This is a genomic window from Moorena producens PAL-8-15-08-1, assembly GCF_001767235.1.
GTDB classification, from domain to species: Bacteria; Cyanobacteriota; Cyanobacteriia; order Cyanobacteriales; family Coleofasciculaceae; genus Moorena; species Moorena producens_A.
In genome coordinates this window covers 8,444,662-8,460,846 of the sequence record NZ_CP017599.1, presented here as the reverse complement: position 1 = coordinate 8,460,846, position 16,185 = coordinate 8,444,662, and the positions used below count along the sequence as shown (strand labels likewise).

16 protein-coding genes are annotated in these 16,185 nt (G+C 42.4%); 11 read left to right on the top strand and 5 right to left on the bottom strand.

The genetic code is table 11. The features are described 5' to 3' along the window. Nucleotides 1-290: 290 nt before the first annotated feature. The 5 genes from BJP34_RS30965 (at nucleotide 291) to BJP34_RS30950 (ending at nucleotide 6,336) form a co-directional block, all read left to right on the top strand. Nucleotides 291-1,397 carry a hypothetical protein gene (locus BJP34_RS30965; RefSeq protein WP_070395659.1) on the top strand — a complete coding sequence of 369 codons (1,107 nt, stop codon included), beginning with the start codon at nucleotides 291-293 and terminating at the stop codon, nucleotides 1,395-1,397. 183 nt (nucleotides 1,398-1,580) lie between these two features. Next, the gene (locus tag BJP34_RS30960; RefSeq protein ID WP_070395658.1) at nucleotides 1,581-1,865 is read left to right on the top strand and encodes a hypothetical protein; all 285 of its coding nucleotides are present in this window, start codon (nucleotides 1,581-1,583) and stop codon (nucleotides 1,863-1,865) included. 191 nt (nucleotides 1,866-2,056) lie between these two features. Continuing rightward, nucleotides 2,057-4,261 carry an ABC transporter substrate-binding protein gene (locus BJP34_RS30955; RefSeq protein WP_070395657.1) on the top strand — a complete coding sequence of 735 codons (2,205 nt, stop codon included), beginning with the start codon at nucleotides 2,057-2,059 and terminating at the stop codon, nucleotides 4,259-4,261. A gap of 272 nt (nucleotides 4,262-4,533) precedes the next feature. Then, on the top strand, nucleotides 4,534-4,911 hold the full coding sequence (locus BJP34_RS45870; RefSeq protein ID WP_168166485.1) for a hypothetical protein: 378 nt from the start codon (nucleotides 4,534-4,536) through the stop codon (nucleotides 4,909-4,911). A gap of 222 nt (nucleotides 4,912-5,133) precedes the next feature. Beyond that, nucleotides 5,134-6,336 carry an acyltransferase family protein gene (locus BJP34_RS30950; RefSeq protein ID WP_083305432.1) on the top strand — a complete coding sequence of 401 codons (1,203 nt, stop codon included), beginning with the start codon at nucleotides 5,134-5,136 and terminating at the stop codon, nucleotides 6,334-6,336. Between the two features lie 63 nt (nucleotides 6,337-6,399). On the opposite strand, the gene BJP34_RS30945 is transcribed toward BJP34_RS30950, so the two are convergent. Continuing rightward, nucleotides 6,400-9,111, bottom strand: a complete 2,712-nt coding sequence (locus tag BJP34_RS30945) for a pentapeptide repeat-containing protein (RefSeq protein ID WP_070395655.1) — start codon at nucleotides 9,109-9,111, stop codon at nucleotides 6,400-6,402. A 157-nt stretch (nucleotides 9,112-9,268) separates the two neighbouring features. Continuing rightward, the gene (gene cofG, locus BJP34_RS30940) at nucleotides 9,269-10,279 is read right to left on the bottom strand and encodes a 7,8-didemethyl-8-hydroxy-5-deazariboflavin synthase subunit CofG (RefSeq protein WP_229424110.1); all 1,011 of its coding nucleotides are present in this window, start codon (nucleotides 10,277-10,279) and stop codon (nucleotides 9,269-9,271) included. A 427-nt stretch (nucleotides 10,280-10,706) separates the two neighbouring features. Here cofG and BJP34_RS49675 point away from each other — a divergent pair, with 427 nt between their 5' ends. Then, nucleotides 10,707-10,841, top strand: coding sequence for a hypothetical protein (locus BJP34_RS49675; protein WP_267876414.1), 135 nt, complete (start codon nucleotides 10,707-10,709; stop codon nucleotides 10,839-10,841). On the opposite strand, the gene BJP34_RS30935 is transcribed toward BJP34_RS49675, so the two are convergent. After that, the gene (locus tag BJP34_RS30935) at nucleotides 10,830-11,456 is read right to left on the bottom strand and encodes a helix-turn-helix transcriptional regulator (RefSeq protein WP_070395654.1); all 627 of its coding nucleotides are present in this window, start codon (nucleotides 11,454-11,456) and stop codon (nucleotides 10,830-10,832) included. The two genes, BJP34_RS49675 and BJP34_RS30935, sit on opposite strands and share 12 nt — an antisense overlap. A 416-nt stretch (nucleotides 11,457-11,872) precedes the next feature. On the opposite strand from BJP34_RS30935, the gene BJP34_RS30930 reads away from it, so the two are divergent. The 3 genes from BJP34_RS30930 to psbA all read left to right on the top strand — a co-directional run bounded on the left by BJP34_RS30930 (nucleotide 11,873) and on the right by psbA (nucleotide 14,887). Further along, the gene (locus BJP34_RS30930) at nucleotides 11,873-12,934 is read left to right on the top strand and encodes a hypothetical protein (protein WP_070395653.1); all 1,062 of its coding nucleotides are present in this window, start codon (nucleotides 11,873-11,875) and stop codon (nucleotides 12,932-12,934) included. A gap of 286 nt (nucleotides 12,935-13,220) precedes the next feature. Further along, nucleotides 13,221-13,358, top strand: coding sequence for a hypothetical protein (locus BJP34_RS44860; protein ID WP_158517558.1), 138 nt, complete (start codon nucleotides 13,221-13,223; stop codon nucleotides 13,356-13,358). Nucleotides 13,359-13,807: 449 nt separating this feature from the next. After that, nucleotides 13,808-14,887: a photosystem II q(b) protein gene (psbA, locus tag BJP34_RS30925; RefSeq protein ID WP_070395652.1), complete on the top strand. Its 1,080-nt coding sequence runs from the start codon at nucleotides 13,808-13,810 to the stop codon at nucleotides 14,885-14,887. Here the strand turns inward: psbA and BJP34_RS44855 are convergent. Further along, nucleotides 14,884-15,126 carry a hypothetical protein gene (locus BJP34_RS44855; RefSeq protein ID WP_158517557.1) on the bottom strand — a complete coding sequence of 81 codons (243 nt, stop codon included), beginning with the start codon at nucleotides 15,124-15,126 and terminating at the stop codon, nucleotides 14,884-14,886. The two genes, psbA and BJP34_RS44855, sit on opposite strands and share 4 nt — an antisense overlap. 225 nt (nucleotides 15,127-15,351) lie before the next feature. Here BJP34_RS44855 and BJP34_RS30920 point away from each other — a divergent pair, with 225 nt between their 5' ends. Both BJP34_RS30920 and BJP34_RS30915 read left to right on the top strand, forming a co-directional pair. Then, complete coding sequence (locus tag BJP34_RS30920) at nucleotides 15,352-15,558, top strand: DUF29 domain-containing protein (RefSeq protein ID WP_229414547.1); 207 nt, start codon at nucleotides 15,352-15,354, stop codon at nucleotides 15,556-15,558. Nucleotides 15,559-15,560: 2 nt separating this feature from the next. Further along, nucleotides 15,561-15,821, top strand: coding sequence for a hypothetical protein (locus tag BJP34_RS30915; RefSeq protein ID WP_070395651.1), 261 nt, complete (start codon nucleotides 15,561-15,563; stop codon nucleotides 15,819-15,821). Between the two features lie 151 nt (nucleotides 15,822-15,972). Here BJP34_RS30915 and BJP34_RS37830 read toward each other — a convergent pair whose 3' ends face one another. Then, nucleotides 15,973-16,152 (bottom strand): four helix bundle protein, encoded by a 180-nt coding sequence (locus tag BJP34_RS37830; RefSeq protein ID WP_083305430.1) that lies wholly within the window; start codon nucleotides 16,150-16,152, stop codon nucleotides 15,973-15,975. Between the last annotated feature and the right edge of the window lie 33 nt (nucleotides 16,153-16,185).

The window sequence follows — 16,185 nt, the reverse complement described above, 5'->3', positions numbered from 1 at the left end:
GTTCTAGAAGAGCTTAATTATACCATCATTAAGCAACGCTTGAGAATGAGCTGTTGCTGTAACCAAAGGTTTATTCAGGGTGAAAAACTCATTTGAAAGTTGTTAGGTTGGGACAACAACGTTATTCATTAGTAAATTAAGGGGTAGATAAGTTACCTTAATTGAGCCAATTCAGTGTGATCTACTCATTTGAAAGTTGTGATGAAGCGAATGCATAACGTTACATTCGTAATCCAAGGGCTAGATAAGTTACCCCGATTGATACCATTTAATTTTAAGGACATCATGCCATGACTTCAGAAAATCCAATTCCGCCACAGTTAGGTGATATGCCAAACCCAGAAATTCAGTCCACGGATAAAAATCCGTCTACTGAAGCACTAGTGCAAGAAGGTGTTAACCGCATCGTCACCGAGATTGTTGATTCAGCGCTAGCACGGATTAGCGACCAGCAAGAGCGGCAACTAGTGCGCGATGGTATTGCTGATCTCCTCGGTAACACACTCCAGGAATTGGTTGAGGAAAAACTGAATCAGCAGCAATCTCAGATATCCATGGTTGGAGGCATGGCTATCGGTGATGCTGTTAATACCGGTATTAATGCCGCCAAGCAAGTACAAGACCTAGGCTTTGTGGAGTTTACTGCTGGCTTAATTAACGGCACTTTCGATGCTATTATCGCTGCGACAATCAGACAGATCGAAGCCTATGCTGAGCTGGTTGCTAACCTAGCTAAAACCCTCAAGCAGTTCGAGGCTGAGAATGTCTCTGATGCGGAGATTAACGCACACCTTAATGAAAACTACCCGGATGGAAATGGCGGCACTGTTGTACGGGCGAACTATATATTTCCAAACACACCTAGAGACCCAAAAACAGGGAATCCTGGCAAGGCTGGTGTTACTAAGTTACAGGAGGTAGCAAGAGCATTAGAAGCAGAAACGGTCAATCTGGAACAACCCCTTAAACTCACTATCACACCAGAGCAGAAGAATTCTTTCACAGTTGCTCAAGTCCAACTAATTCTTCGGAAACTCTCTGAGTCACTGGCACAAAGCTTGATTGATCATCTCCGGGAGATGGCACGGCAGGGTATGGCACGGATTGTGATCACCGATGGTGAAATCTTTTCTAAACTTACCTTTAACGTTACTGCTACCGAAACAGAAACTAGACGAAAAAGCGAGTACGACCGTTTACAAGCTGGCGCTTATCTCCGAGCCAGTGCTAGGTGGGGATGGGGTCGCGCTTCTGTTGGAGCGAACTTCAACAAACTAAAAGTCAAAGCAACCAATGAAAGTTCATTTGATAACGTCACCATGAGTACTGAAATCATTGGTCAGGTTAAAATTCGCTTCCGCACGGAGACCTTCCCAATAGTAGAATCGAACGGATAACTTGATCATCTAATCACTTAAGTATTGCAGCGGGATGATTGTTGTAATAGGGTAGCGCCCAGGGAATAGGAAAAGAGAGGGGAGTTTGGAGATATTTTTATTAAGGGTAATTCCCGATTCCCGATTCCCGATTCCCTGCTCCCTTATTAAGTAACCTCAATCATCCCCTGTGCATCATTACCTATGGCTGACATCACACTAGGCAACTTAATTGCCCTAATCCTTGAAGAAGTATCTGACACCCTCGACCAAAAAAGTTCTGACACTACAGCAGGAACGAATTTAGAGGTTACAGATGTTTATTTTGATATTCCAGCCCATTTATACCTACAAACCGATGGGCAATTTTTAAGTCAAAAGGAAACCACATCACGAGTAATGATTAGTTTACCTTCAACCCTAGAAACTCCCCCTGTCGGTAAACTAGGTCGCATCCGCATGACTATCGCTCCTGAAAAATCACTATAGCGTTTGTATCTAGGTTGTAAACACACGAATTGCCCAAAAAGGCAATAGGCAATAGGCAATAGGCAATAGGGGAAAGAGATTCGGAGTTTTATTGTCCAATAAAAAAAGACCATACAGGTTTAAATATCAAATACAAACGCGCTGATAATACTACCCCATCCGAAGTTCAACATTTTTGCTAGTAAACTACTATGACTAATGAGGAATCATTAACAGCCAGCAACGGCAATACACAAGGTAATATAGACAGCAATAAAGACGAAAACACGGAATGGCAGCTAGCGGATATGGTTGATGCGATCGCTGCTGAAATTGACCGTGCTGAAGATACCCTTTCTTTGAAATCTTATGCCCGTGGCAAGTCGATGGCGATTAAACAGCTTAAACTGGACATAGAAGTTAAGCTGCGCCGTACCTCTGACGGGAAAATCTTATTTCGGACTACAGACCCTGGGGAAAATAGCGCTACTGTTATCAAACTGGATTTTGCCCAAGTCCTAGAAAGCCAGTTACAAGGAGTGCGTAAGCAACTTGATCAACCCATCAGCACCAGGCCCCTGACTACCTTAACTGGTATTACCGAAGCTGAAATCAAACAATTAAATGGCATTGGGATTTACTCAGTTAATGACCTTGAAGGCTACACCCAAACAGCGGCAATGGTAGCTGAACTCAGCCGCAAAACTGGAATTGCTGATTCACGGATTCGGATATGGCGACAGCTACCGTTCTTGAGTGAGGTCAAACCAGCAAAAGGACTACCGGGAAGTCAGGTTGTGATTGAAGGAGATAATTTTGGCGTACGCGACCCTAATGCCGCAGTTTTGTTCCAAGGTCAACCAGCAGAGATTCTGGAGTGGAGCAAGTCCCGTTTAATAGTTACCATGCCCGAAGTAACTGGCTCTGGTGTCTTGTTTGTGGTTATCGATGGTCAAAGCACCAATCTGCTGTCTTGGGAAGCAATCACCGTTGATTTACGAGTGCGTAATATTATTATCATACCAGATCAACCATCAGCAGGAGAGCTGATTACCATTGAAGCTGATCTAATCAATCAAGGGAATAGTTCTTCTGATGCCTTCGAGGTACAGTGGACAGTGGATAACAAGCCCCAGTCAATCCAATCCCATGGTCCGTTGCAGCCCAATCAGCGATCGCAAGACAGTAGTATCCGTCGCCAGCTCAGACTCGAAGCTGGTTCCCACACCATCCGCTTCACTGCTGATCCCAACCACAAGCATTTAGACCTCAACCGAGCTAACAGCACCTTTACCAGAAAGATTGAGGTTAAAGGTCTAAACCAACTAACCATTGCTGATTTTCGTGATATCAATACCCTTGACCCATTAGTGAACATCAACTACCCTTCAGGGGATATAAACTACGGTCCAGGGGATGTGTTGAGCCTAGTCTTCCGTGGTTTGGGTCGTCTTGATCCAAAAACAGGGGCTTTTGTGCCGGATATTGCCACTCGTTGGTGGTGGAGTGAAAATAAGGACAAGAATACTCGAATAATTTCTTTCCAGCTGTCTGAAAATGTGAGTTTCCATGACGGAAAACAGCTTACTGTAGCTGATGTGGAGTTTACCTATCAGGTATATAAAAAACTTAACTCAAGCCCAAATACGCGGGTAATAAACATAATCAGAGATATCAATGTCGTTAATGATCGGATAATCAGCTTTGAAGTACTGTGGCCTTTTCTCAAAGAAGAGGAACCCAAAGACGATAATTCTGATCAAGTTGATATTGATAAGGATGATAGCATTACGCCCATTGATCGGGATCAGATTCAGCCCCTAGAGAGGATTGATCAGATTGTTGAGCAACCAAGCTCCCGAGCCATTGAATCTGATCAGATTGAGTCTATCGAAATTGTTGACCAACCACGCCCCCGGGCCATCGACATTCTTGAGTCTCCACTACCACCCTACATTGCCTCTCTGATGACTATCGGTATAGTACCGCGCCACGCTTACAATCAAAAAAGCTTTCAGCTGAAGCCCATTGGCAGTGGACCTTTCCAGGTTGAAACATTCCAATCAGGCAAAGAAATTGTACTGAATGCCTTTCCCAACTATGTAAAAGGTGCGCCACGATTGGATCGTATTGTTATTTCTATCCTAGGGCAGCTTGATGTAGTCACAGAAGTGGTAAGTACTCAAAAGTATAGTGCTGCGGTGCTACCATATACTGAGAAACTCTATAGCCAGTTTAATAACAGAAAAGATTGGACTGTAATCCCAACTCCCCTCAACAAACCTGAGCTACTTCACCTACAATCTTCTAGTCTTCAGGAGCGATTACCCAACGATTTCGATACTAACTGGAATGCCCATCTTTGGTACTTCTCTAGGGGAATAAGTAGTCGGACAAAAGTTTTGGGTGCTGTATAAAGTTTTGTAAATATAGACAAAACCTTTTGGGGTAAAGGTTACAAGCATTTTAAAGTTTTCGAGACAGTACCGTTTATTTATGTCCGACTACTTAGCATTATAATGATTATGGTATTGTAGCGGTTTGGTATGGGTTTTTATAAGGGAATAGCAATACAGTTGCTCATAGGGATAGGTGGGCAAAGTTCTATTATCTAGAATACTCACCCATAACCAAAATATTTTTGCCCACCCTACAATGGGGCAGGGCTGTTTCATTTTCCCCGAATAAATTGTCAATTCAATCTGGTGAAAGGGAGCTGGGGTGCTGGGGAGAGGTTTTTTTTCAGGTTAAAAATACCTTTTTATTAATAAAAATTCTCCGACGGTGCGCTTACAGTCGGAGAATTAAATTCGCGCTTATTGTCGCACCGCTATCTCCCTATCTCCCTATCTCCCTATCTCCCCACCTCCCCAGCAATCAAATTTTAGCCGGACGCAAGAAACAGCCCTGCCTCTTGGGAGGGGTTAGGGGTGGGTTCCTCTTACCTGCTCCCTGCTCTCTGCTCCCTGCTCCCTGCTCCCTGCTCCCTGCTCCCTGCTCCCTGCTCCCTGCTCCCTGCTCCCTAAAAACCAGAAATTTGTACCTCACAAGTCGTAACAAGTCGTAGAATTGCTATACCTCTATCTAACGAATAACCAAAGTACATCATAAAAATAAAATTTTATAGACTATCCGGAAACGTTTTTTTTAAGCCTTGTATATAGTTTTAATAAGTAAATTAAAAATTATTTATGAAAATTTTTTTTAATTTAAATTGACACAATTTTGAGCTAGGCAGTATTAAAAGGGGTTTATAATCGAACTATCCGTTTGAAAAGCCGACAATATAATGTCTAGTCTTGAAATTTTGCCTAAAAGCTCTAGTGTAAATAAATTAGTGACCCCACGACCACGGCTTTTTTATTTGGATTGGCTAAGAGTCATAGTGATTTTAAATTTAATACCATTTCATGTGGCTTGGATGATGGTGTTTATTCCAGGATTTTCAAATATTCCTCAGAATTCAGTTGCCACTCAGTTGTTAAGTCTCTATGTAGCATTAATTGCGCCACTGCATATGCCTTTACTTTTTGCTATATCGGGATATAGTGCAGCTATTTATTTGCAAAAAAAGAGTACTGTCTCATATCTACAAGAGCGCTTACAAAGACTAATCCTGCCCCTAATAAGTTTTCTTATTTTGTTAAGTCCGATATTGCATTACTTTTGGCCTAGCGAAATACAAGAGCGGAATTTAAAGAATTTTATATTTGAATATATCCCTTATTTTATGCTCACTGCTTTTAATGGGTATGGCGGAGCGCCCAGATGGAAACATCTTTGGTTTGTGGGGTATTTATTTTTATTTACATTAATTTCTTTACCTTTGTTTTTATATTTAAAAAACGTAAAGGCGCATCTTAGAGTAAGCAACGTTATTTATTATTATATTGGTATAATTATACCATGGTTATTATTCTCAACTACATTTATCCTAGGTTGTTTTTGGACTTTTTCACCTCCCTATAACGTGTTTGGAGATTTAGCATATTTTAGCTACAATCTGTTAGCGTTTATAATCGGCTATATTATTTGTATGGATAAAAAAATTACAGATATTATAGATCGTAATTTGCGATGGTGGATATTGATATGGAGCATCAGTACAGTAATTATAGTAGTAATTATAAGTGCTGGTTTTCCTATAGCATTTTCTACACCGACACCGACTTTAAGTGCCCAATATTGTGTTTATTCTCTCTTGGCAGGTTTAAATACTTGGTCTTGGCTGGCTGCCATATTAGGGTTAGCTAAAAAATATTTATCTTTTTCCAATCCTTTTCTATCCTATATGAGTAGAAGCTCTTACATGTACTATATTTTGCACCTTGTAGTCCTAGTTACAGTTGGTTACTTTACACCTAGACCGCAAGGAGTATTCTCTGAGTTCTTAGTACTATCAATTTTAACCTTAGCTTTGACGGCGCTTTGTTACGAATTCGTATTCAAAAGGTTAGCTATAATGCGGTTGCTTTTTGGTATAAAAGGTTGAAAATTATAGCGTTTACTATTATATCATGTTATTAAAATCAAGCTAGTGTAAAAAAAATACCAATTAAAGAAAATCTTGCCAAGTTCCTGGAATTTCTGCTGGGTTTTGGCAAATCACAGGTAACCAAGTAGCGCAAGGACATTCATCTTCTAGACCTTGGAGCTTTTCCCTAGCTTCTCGGACTGAATAATAGAATGGCTTACCACTAGCAAACGCAGCCAGGAAGTTTTTCAGAAATGCTTGGGCTACTTGATCTGGCACAGGCTCCCGCATCACAATCATTTGGGGGATGTGTAAATCAGCGAGATTCACGGCTAAACTTAACCCATCACAAGAGTTAAATATTGCTAGATTTAAGCCCTGAGCGATCGCTTTTTTCAGACCATGCTTTAATTGAGGAATGGTCAAACTATCGGTTTTATTAATAAAAATTTGTCCAATTTCATCCTGAGCATGACTACAACTATGACCAGCAAAAAATAGAATATCCCAGGGTTGCGCCCAGAGTTGGTCATTGATATCCTGTCGATTTGGTTCTACTAAAAAGCTGACTTCTGCATCAGGTAATTGCTCTAATAAAATCCGGTCTTTATGAATATCAATCCCAGTGCTATCCCCCAGAATTGCTAATACGTTTACCTTCGCCTTAGTAGACGTATATTTTTCGATACGTTCATAAGTGGGAGTACTCAAAGCAAATTCCGATTTAGGATAGCGCTCGAAAAAATCCCAGAGATGCCAAGGTAAATGCCTCAGATTACTGTCTTCGGTTTGGATAATAACCCGAATTAAATCAGAAGTGCTTAGCTTTTCTAGGAGTTGTTCTCTAATCGAGCGAAACGACTCAGATTTTAACCAACGATTCAGGTCTTCTTTCAAGTTTTCCGCTGAATCATGACATGCTTCAAAAAACTCTTTTCTGCTGAAATTAGTAATTTTTGTTTCTATCACTTCTAGCCGTAGACCAGTTTTCATCCCTCTGCGGTAGAGTGATTGCCATTTGCCATAGGATTGGATAATTTCCGGAGCTGAGGGCAAACCCCCCGTGCATTCTACTGATGGGAAACTTCCCTCTGCTCCAATCTGAAGCGTAATCGGAAACCCTTGTGTGAGCTTACCTTGACCAACTTTTAGAATAACTAACTTGCTGTTTACGGATTTTGACGTTGCTTCTTTCTGAGTATCGTTCAGATTAACCGGTCGGCTAGCTAACAGTTGAGTCAATAATTCTTTGAAATAGGCTTGATCCTCCTGATAGCGAGTAATTTGATCATCTTTACTGTTTAGCTCAGCTCGATACTTTTCTTCTAAAGCTTTCAGAGCCAATTCATAATGTTGAATAAAATTACTATGAATTTCAGCTTTATTAGCATCAGCCGGTATATCTACTCTGACAATAACACAGCCATCTCCTTTATTTTCAATACTGCGGATAGCGAGCTCACTCCCTTCATTTTCGATTTGTATTTTTTGCCACGAAGAAGCGAACGCTTTCCAATCAATTCCATTGCGGAAGATTAAATCAACGGTATTTAAAACTTCTTGAAACAGTTTAGTAAAATCCCCGGTCCCAAACTCCCCACTACTAGGACGGCGTTCTCTCTGATGGTTGAGCAGATAAACATAGTCACAGATAGCACCATCTAGTTGAGTCGTGCTATCAATATTCCAAGCTTCTAAACAAGCTCCGGTTAGCTGTGAATACTTAAAATTAGTGGTTAAGGCTTGGGTTTTAGTCAGGTTAACTCGTTCTAACCAAGCCCCTTCAAAGGTGGCTTCACTCACATCTGCTTCGGTTAAGTCAGCATCACTGAGGTCTGCACCTGCTAGGTTTGCTCCTTTGAGATTACGTCCCCGATAGGATTGATTAGCACCTCGGTGAGTCACAACTAAATCCCGAACCTCTCGGTCAATTAAAATAGTATTGCTAACCCTAGCTAGGTCAAGGTTTGTGGCTAGATGAAAGTTAGTGCGAGTGAGGTTAGCATTTCTGAAATCTGTACTTTTGAGGCTAGCTTTGGTGAAATCAGCATCGGTTAAGTTAGCATGGCCAAAACTTGTGCCTAGTTTAGCCGGTAAGGTAATCGCGATTAAGCGAATAAAAGCAAATTTTGGGTCTTCAGCCAAGGCTTGCTTAGCCACATAAGCCCCTAGGAATGTCACAGCCAAACCCCAGGAAAAATGAGCAGCTTCTACAATATTACCAGCTAAAGCTTCTTCTCCATGGATATCTATATTGGCGATGATAGCTCCAGCTACTACTAAAATTCCTGGTATAATTCCACCATGGGCGATAGCGATAGTTGTGCCAATTGCTACAGCGATAGCTAACATTAATGTCTCAACTCCAGCTACGGCTATAGCAACACGGGTGATGTTAGCTTCCAGGCTAATATCAGCTACAGCTATAACCACGAGCACTAACGCCAGGGCAAATCCCCGCCGGATAATAATGATGCTAAAGATTAATAACAGTGCTGATGCGATCGCACTCTGAAGAATAGGGGATTCTGATTCCAGAAATTTTAGGGAAATATGACCAGTTTGGCAGAAAATGTGACTTGATAATACTGACAGAAGTAATGAAAATCCTAGTAAAAGAATGACCCAGTAATACCGTAGTCCACTCCTAGCATGGCTAAAGGTCGCTCCTTTCAAAATAGCATTGCTGAAGTCTACACCTCGAAGGTTAGCGTGGTTAAAGTTTGCTCCTGTAAGGTTTTGACCCTTGAAGGAGCGACCTCGAAGATTTTTGCCAGAGAAGTCTGAGAACATAGTTGCTACGTACTTGTTGAGCACACTTCCTGTTTAACATCAGGCTTATCAGTCAATCTTTTCACCTCTGATCAGACGAAATTATCGCAATCGCTGTTCCAGCTTGTGTTAGGACAAGACGTCTATAAATTAGCTATTATCATTTAACTAAATTTAATTAACTATAACTAATCCGCCATCTCTCAACCACTTGTCGCAATTTCGGAGGTAACCAACTGTCATACTTAGGATAAACTGGTAAACGCGCTACTAACTTCCATCCAGCTGGTTCAATCACGTGTCGCAATCGATAACTATGGGGATGAGGATAATCGGGATTCACCTCATCCTTGGGACTAATTCCGCCTAAATCCCGTGCGCCAGCTTCCAAACACGCTAATAGAGCAGAAGACCGTTGAGGCAATTCCCCAACAGTATCAACTAAATTGGGAGGAATTTGGATAGTAATATCTTTGGGCAAAATCTCACGCGCCTTCCGAATCACTTTTAGCAGCTGATGAAGACCGAAAGACTGACTATGAAACATTTCTGTGGTGCCCTCACTGTAAGGTTGCAGGATCACCTCTTGGATATGACCATACTCATCATGAATTTGTGCGATCGCATTTAAACTTTCCCACCAATCCTGCTCAGTTTCACCAATGCCAAACAACAAACCAGTTGTAAAGGGAATCCCCAATTCTCCCGCCCATTGCAACTGTTGTAGTCGCACCTGTGGTATCTTACTCGGAGCATAGCAGTGAACCGTTTTGAGCAACTCCGGTGTCAATTGTTCCAACATCAACCCCATAGACACATTCACCTGCTTGAGTGCCGCCATCTCCTCCCAACTCAAGGGTCCAACATTAGTATGGGGCAAAAATCCCAGAGATAAAGCCAGGTCACACAAATCATAAATTCGTTGAAACCAAGCCTTGCGCCGTGAAGACCTAGGATGAACCTCACCACTAAGAATCAGAATTTCACAAACACCCTGAGACTGAAGCAACCTTAACTGATTTTCAGCATCCTCCAAATTCAACCAAGGACTGCTACCCGGTTCAGCCCGAAAATTGCAGTAGCTACACCGATTAAAGCATTCGTAAGTCGGTACCAAAGTGTAAGCAGGGCTGTAGGTAACAATGTGGGAATCAGATTGGGAATCAAAAACGTCCATAGCAAAAAACATCCGTCAAAAGAGTCCTATGATAATTGTTAATGCTTCAGTAACACCTTAAGCATTAAGCGGTCAGCGGTCAGCGGTCAGCGGTCAGCGGTCAGTTGGCCTTGGGGTGATAGCACCATCTGTAGCACCATCTGTAGCGCATAAGCACCTCAAGTATTGTGCGCATTAGCTGATAGCTGATAGCTGATAGCTGAATGCTTTATTCCCTGTTCCCGTCTTGATGCAGTCGCTCATGGGGGAAACCACGGCAGTCGCTCATGGTTAGAAGTTACCGTAAGACAGTTGAGCCTTGTCTTGATGCAGTCGCTCATGGGGGAAACCCCCAAGACCGCGCAAATCACGCTAATCAATAAGTTTTACCCCTTTTTTGCATAGCCTACCAACCATAAAGGCTCAACGTAATCAGGTTTCGTCTCCGGGGAGACCCCCTTTGGCGGCGCTGCCTTCCCAAGACCGCGCTGCATCGCTGTTCCCTGTTCCCTGTTCCCTGTTCCCTGTTCCCTGTTCCCTACTCCCTACTCCCTACTCCCTACTCCCTACTCCCTGTTCCCTATTAGCTAATTAATGACTGTTGTTTCGCATAAATATTTTTCATATGCTTCTTAACAGTATTGGTAGTAATATAAAGCCGAGCTGCAATTTCTTTGTAAGACAGTTTATCTTTCTTAAGCAACCAAACTTCTGCTTCCCGGTTAGTCAATCCATATTTTTTCGCATCAGTAATAGCAGCATTGTAGCTAGAATGATGGCGATTTTCTAGAGTTACTAACAGATAGGGCTGTGCTTGATTATCCAAGACTAACCATCTTACCCTAACTCGAAATGTTAGGGAATTCTCCGTTTGGATTTCCGACTCAATAATCATTTTTTGCCCAGAAAACCAATCGCGACTATCAATTAACGCTTCGCACACTCGCCAAATTGACTCAGGTATAGAACTCATTTGTGACTTATCTTGACAGAGTTGACGACAAATGCGACTCCCACGTTCATTAGCATGAACCCACTTTCCTTGAGAAGTCAGAATCAAGACACCGTCAACAAATCCTTCAAGAATAGCTTGTAGAAGGATTTGAGAGTTCTTCGATTGTAAACTAGCAACCTGAGACTTATTTTCTGAATTACTGAGCTGAACGAAACCTTTAACTTGCTGGTTAATCTGGGACTGTAAGCTATACATGTTGAATCTCCTTCAATACCCATAAATCTCCGAATTACCCAAAAACTCTATACAACGATGGCTGAATTGAGTAACTCGTTCTGGCTTACTGATACAGTCATTTTTATAGGCGAACTCCTGTAGCTACAATGAGCAAGCTACAGATTTCCCAAGTTCGTTGCATTTGTTTGCAATCAAGGGTAGCCGGGTGAAGGGACCGGAAGGAAGGTGAAGTTTTCCGACAATTATTGGTTTTTTATTAGTTTTGTGGAGTAAAAATCCGAAATTCTACTGTTTAGGGGTGTTGGTCTATATATATCTTTCAATAAATACCATTAGATCACGGCAATGTGTAGAAATCGTGAATGGGCTAGCTAAGCCAAGTCATGAAACTACCTTGCCACAATTTTGTCACTCTATTACACGATCCATGAGCAATGAATCCAGCATTTATCGATGAGTGGTTTCCCGATGAGTTACAAGACAACTATATATATAAACTGATCAACCCACGACAGGTTGGTTTAACTCGCTGTCGGGCAGAGTATTTCGTGCGATTGTGGGCTTATCTACTCCTCAAGCAACAGGACTTGAATGGTCGCTTAAGAAAACCCTTGAGCCAATTGACCATACCGAAAGGGTTTGTCTCATGTACTCATCGAGAAGCGGCAGAACTCTTTTATGCTAACAAAGACCGAGGAAGCGATCGCGCTGCTGGGATGATGATTGATATCCTAGTGGATCTCGGATTAATTGAGAAACTGTTTGATGGCAATACGATTTGTATCAAAATTCGCCCTGTTACTCATTTAACATCATCTAACCCATTAGCTGAGCCCATACAGTTCCAAGTTGATGGCTTTAACCCCCGCACTGATGCTGTGATCGTAGCGAATTTCTTGGCTCGCAACTACAACTGGATGAGTAATACAACCAATTATATCCCCTTCAAAATTACCAAGTTGCTACGGAGCTGGGCACATCAGTATCCCAGTAGTATGCGAGTGCTACGTCGCTGTGATACTTCTGCTGCCGTTGGATTCTATATGCTCTATCCCACCGCCAGTGAGTCTGAGGAAAAATTCTTTGTTCCTGCTAGCAATAGCCTCTATTTGAGTTCCACCTCCACTATCGACCCCCTAAAAATGGCTATCCCCGGAAATCCCGATTGTACTTCGGTCTTAGTCAGGAGTTGGATGATTGATACTCCTTATATGAGTCACCAGAATGTGTGTCGATTCCTGGAGGATGTGCAGCAAACCCTAGTGGGTATGAAAGCTGATTTTCCCAACCTTTGGGATTTATACGCCATGACCATCCATCCCAGTTATCAAGAGCTGTCAATGGCGATAGGATTTCAGAAAATCGGTGATCAGAGCAATTCCTGTGTGTCATGGCTGTATACATCAGTAGACCAATTTTTGAATCTAGCCATGGACAAGGCCATATCAAAACTGGACTTTAGGTGGAATGGTGCTGACTCAAGACTGACTGGATGACAAGCTGCTTCAAAAAATCATTTTAATAGTTTGGTGGAACAGGCATCGTAGTGGCACCGTCATGTTGCTGGAATCTGCATATTCGTGGAACGGGCATCTTGCCCGTTTCATTTTCCGGGCTAGCAATTTAAGTATTACGGTGGGCATGCATCAGACAGATAATCAAGCTTGTCATAGCTTTGCTAGGCACGGCTCGCCCTAGAATTCTGGCGTTGGGTCAGTCAAGTAATGGATAGCAGTAGAGTGGGCATCCTGCCCGCTCGAAAATAAGGAGGAAACTGGCAAGATGCCAGTTCTACGCAAGATGCCAGTTCTACGCAAGATGCCAGTTCTACGCAAGATGCCAGTTCTACGCAAGATTAGGATTCCAAGCGTTAATAAAGCGATCGCACTTTTTTTATTAAGTAATGTTAAGCTAAAATAGCAGTCAATTCAGACAGATTTATAACCCTGTCATAGCCTTGCTAGGCACTCCCCAAGCTAGGACTAATCCCTAGAATTAATCAAAATTGTCCGAGATATCAGTAAGGATTGACAAAAGCAATTACTCATATTTTGTTAAGCAATGTTAAGCTAAAATAGCAGTGGTTCAAAGGGATTCACCAAGCTGGCAATATACTGGCCTAACCCTTGCTCAGCATAGTATTCATCCCTCTGATTCATCCCTCTGATTCATTACAATTTTGTTAGCTATCAGTAATCATTGAGGAAAGCGATCGCATAGGTTTTATTAAGTAGAGTTAACTAGTTTTAAATAAAGTTACGATTAAACCTCGAAAATGTATTTATCTTCAGGATTGTATTAGGATAAATACAGACAGGCAAAACAAGCCTGCTGAACCTAGATAATCTAATAAACGCAATCATCCGAACATGACTACCACATTAAATCAGCGTAACGCTAACGTGTGGGACCGGTTCTGCGATTGGATCACTTCCACCAACAACCGCCTTTATGTAGGCTGGTTCGGTGTACTGATGATCCCCACATTGCTAACCGCTACCATCTGCTTCATCATCGCCTTCATCGCTGCTCCTCCTGTGGACATCGATGGCATCCGTGAGCCTGTTGCTGGCTCCTTGATTTATGGCAACAACATCATCTCTGGTGCTGTTGTTCCTTCTTCTAACGCCATTGGTTTGCACTTCTACCCAATCTGGGAAGCAGCTTCCTTAGATGAGTGGCTCTACAATGGTGGTCCTTACCAGCTAATCATCTTCCACTTCCTTGTTGGTATCTTCACCTACATGGGTCGTCAGTGGGAGCTGAGCTACCGTCTAGGCATGCGTCCTTGGATCTGCGTTGCTTACAGCGCTCCCTTGGCTGCTGCTACTTCTGTGTTCCTAATCTACCCCATTGGACAAGGTTCCTTCTCCGATGGTATGCCTTTGGGAATCAGCGGTACCTTCAACTTCATGTTCGTGTTCCAAGCTGAGCACAACATCCTTATGCACCCCTTCCACATGCTGGGTGTAGCTGGCGTATTCGGCGGTTCACTGTTTAGTGCTATGCACGGTTCTTTGGTGACCTCCTCCTTAGTGCGTGAGACCACCGAAACCGAGTCTCAGAACTATGGTTACAAGTTCGGACAAGAGGAAGAAACTTACAACATCGTTGCAGCTCACGGCTACTTCGGTCGTTTGATCTTCCAATATGCGTCCTTCAACAACAGCCGTTCCTTGCACTTCTTCTTGGGTGCTTGGCCTGTAGTAGGCATCTGGTTTACCGCTCTGGGCATCAGCACCATGGCGTTCAACCTAAATGGCTTCAACTTCAACCAAAGTGTTATTGACTCTCAAGGTCATGTAATCAACACTTGGGCTGATGTACTAAACCGCGCTAACCTAGGTTTCGAGGTAATGCACGAGCGTAACGCTCACAACTTCCCTCTAGATCTAGCTGCTGGTGAAGTTACTCCTGTTGCTTTAACTGCTCCAGTTATCAACGGCTAATCTAAATTTGGCTTAATTGGCTGAGTTTGAGAAAAGCGCTCTCCGTTTGGGGGGCGCTTTTTTATTTGTGTGTAACGGGAATTGGGAATCGGGAATCGGGAATCGGGAATCGGGAATCGGGAATCGGGAATCGGGAATCGGGAATCGGGAATCGGGAATCGGGAATCGGGAATCGGGAATCGGGAATAGTGATAATATTTGACTCTGTCAGTTATTAATTTTTTTTTGTACTGGTGCAATATCTAATATCAAATTCAGATAATCAGTCCAGTAGGGTGCGTTAGGGGTGCCCTCATTTTCTCCCTTGTAGCCAGGGTTAGGAGAGTGCGCCCCGTAACGCACCACTGGGTCAAACAGCAAAAATGAGATCTACCTATTCATTCACCCTACAATATAAAAAGTATGGGTAGGTAAAATATAAAGGTGGTGAGGACACCAGCCCCATAAGATACTGGTGCAAGTCTGTGGGTGCATCTATAAACTTTATGGGAAAGAAAAACCACAAAAAGGCAATTCGTAGCTTGAATCAGCGCATTGCTGAACACCAAGAAAAGATTAAACTAGAGTATGAAAAGGACTTTCCCGATCAAGGTTTAATAAGGCATTGGGAAACTGAGATTCGTGCCTTTGAGAAGGGCATTCAGCAAGCACTAAAACGATTGGGGAAATAATTATGCAGATTCGCGACCGCTCCCTTCCTATTACTAGCAATACTCTGAAAACATTAATTACAGAATTAGGCTCAGAATGCCAAACGGTTACCGCTTTAATCTATCAGCTTCAGTCACCTCATATCAGTGCTAGACAACAAGCGGAAATTCTGGCAGAATTGCTGGCTGCTACAATTCATTTGAATGTTCATTGTGGAGAAGACTTTCAAACACTTATTGCTCAGGAGATGGAAAAATTGCCGGATGATGATGAACAGGAGTAAATCTGGATTTGAAGTCAGAAGTCAGAAGTTTGAAGTCTATTCGTAAGCATTCAGCCGTCAGCCATCAGCCGTCAGCCGTCAGCTTCTTTTATTAAAAAGCTGTTTCCGTAGCTTGGCCAATAGCTGTTCGCGTAGCGCTTAAGCTGAATGCTTACCGGGATTGGGCTGATTGAGCTTCACTACAATTCGCTCCGATAGACGTTCCTGACCTTAATAACTGATTCCCTAAGGTTCTAGGAACTTTAGATTCTTCTAACCAAACGCAAGCTTTGACTATTCTAACCGCAAACTTTTTTGTTCTATCCTGAATTGAAACTTGTTGATAACTCAAATTATTTCTTCAAACTTCAAACTTCAAACTTCT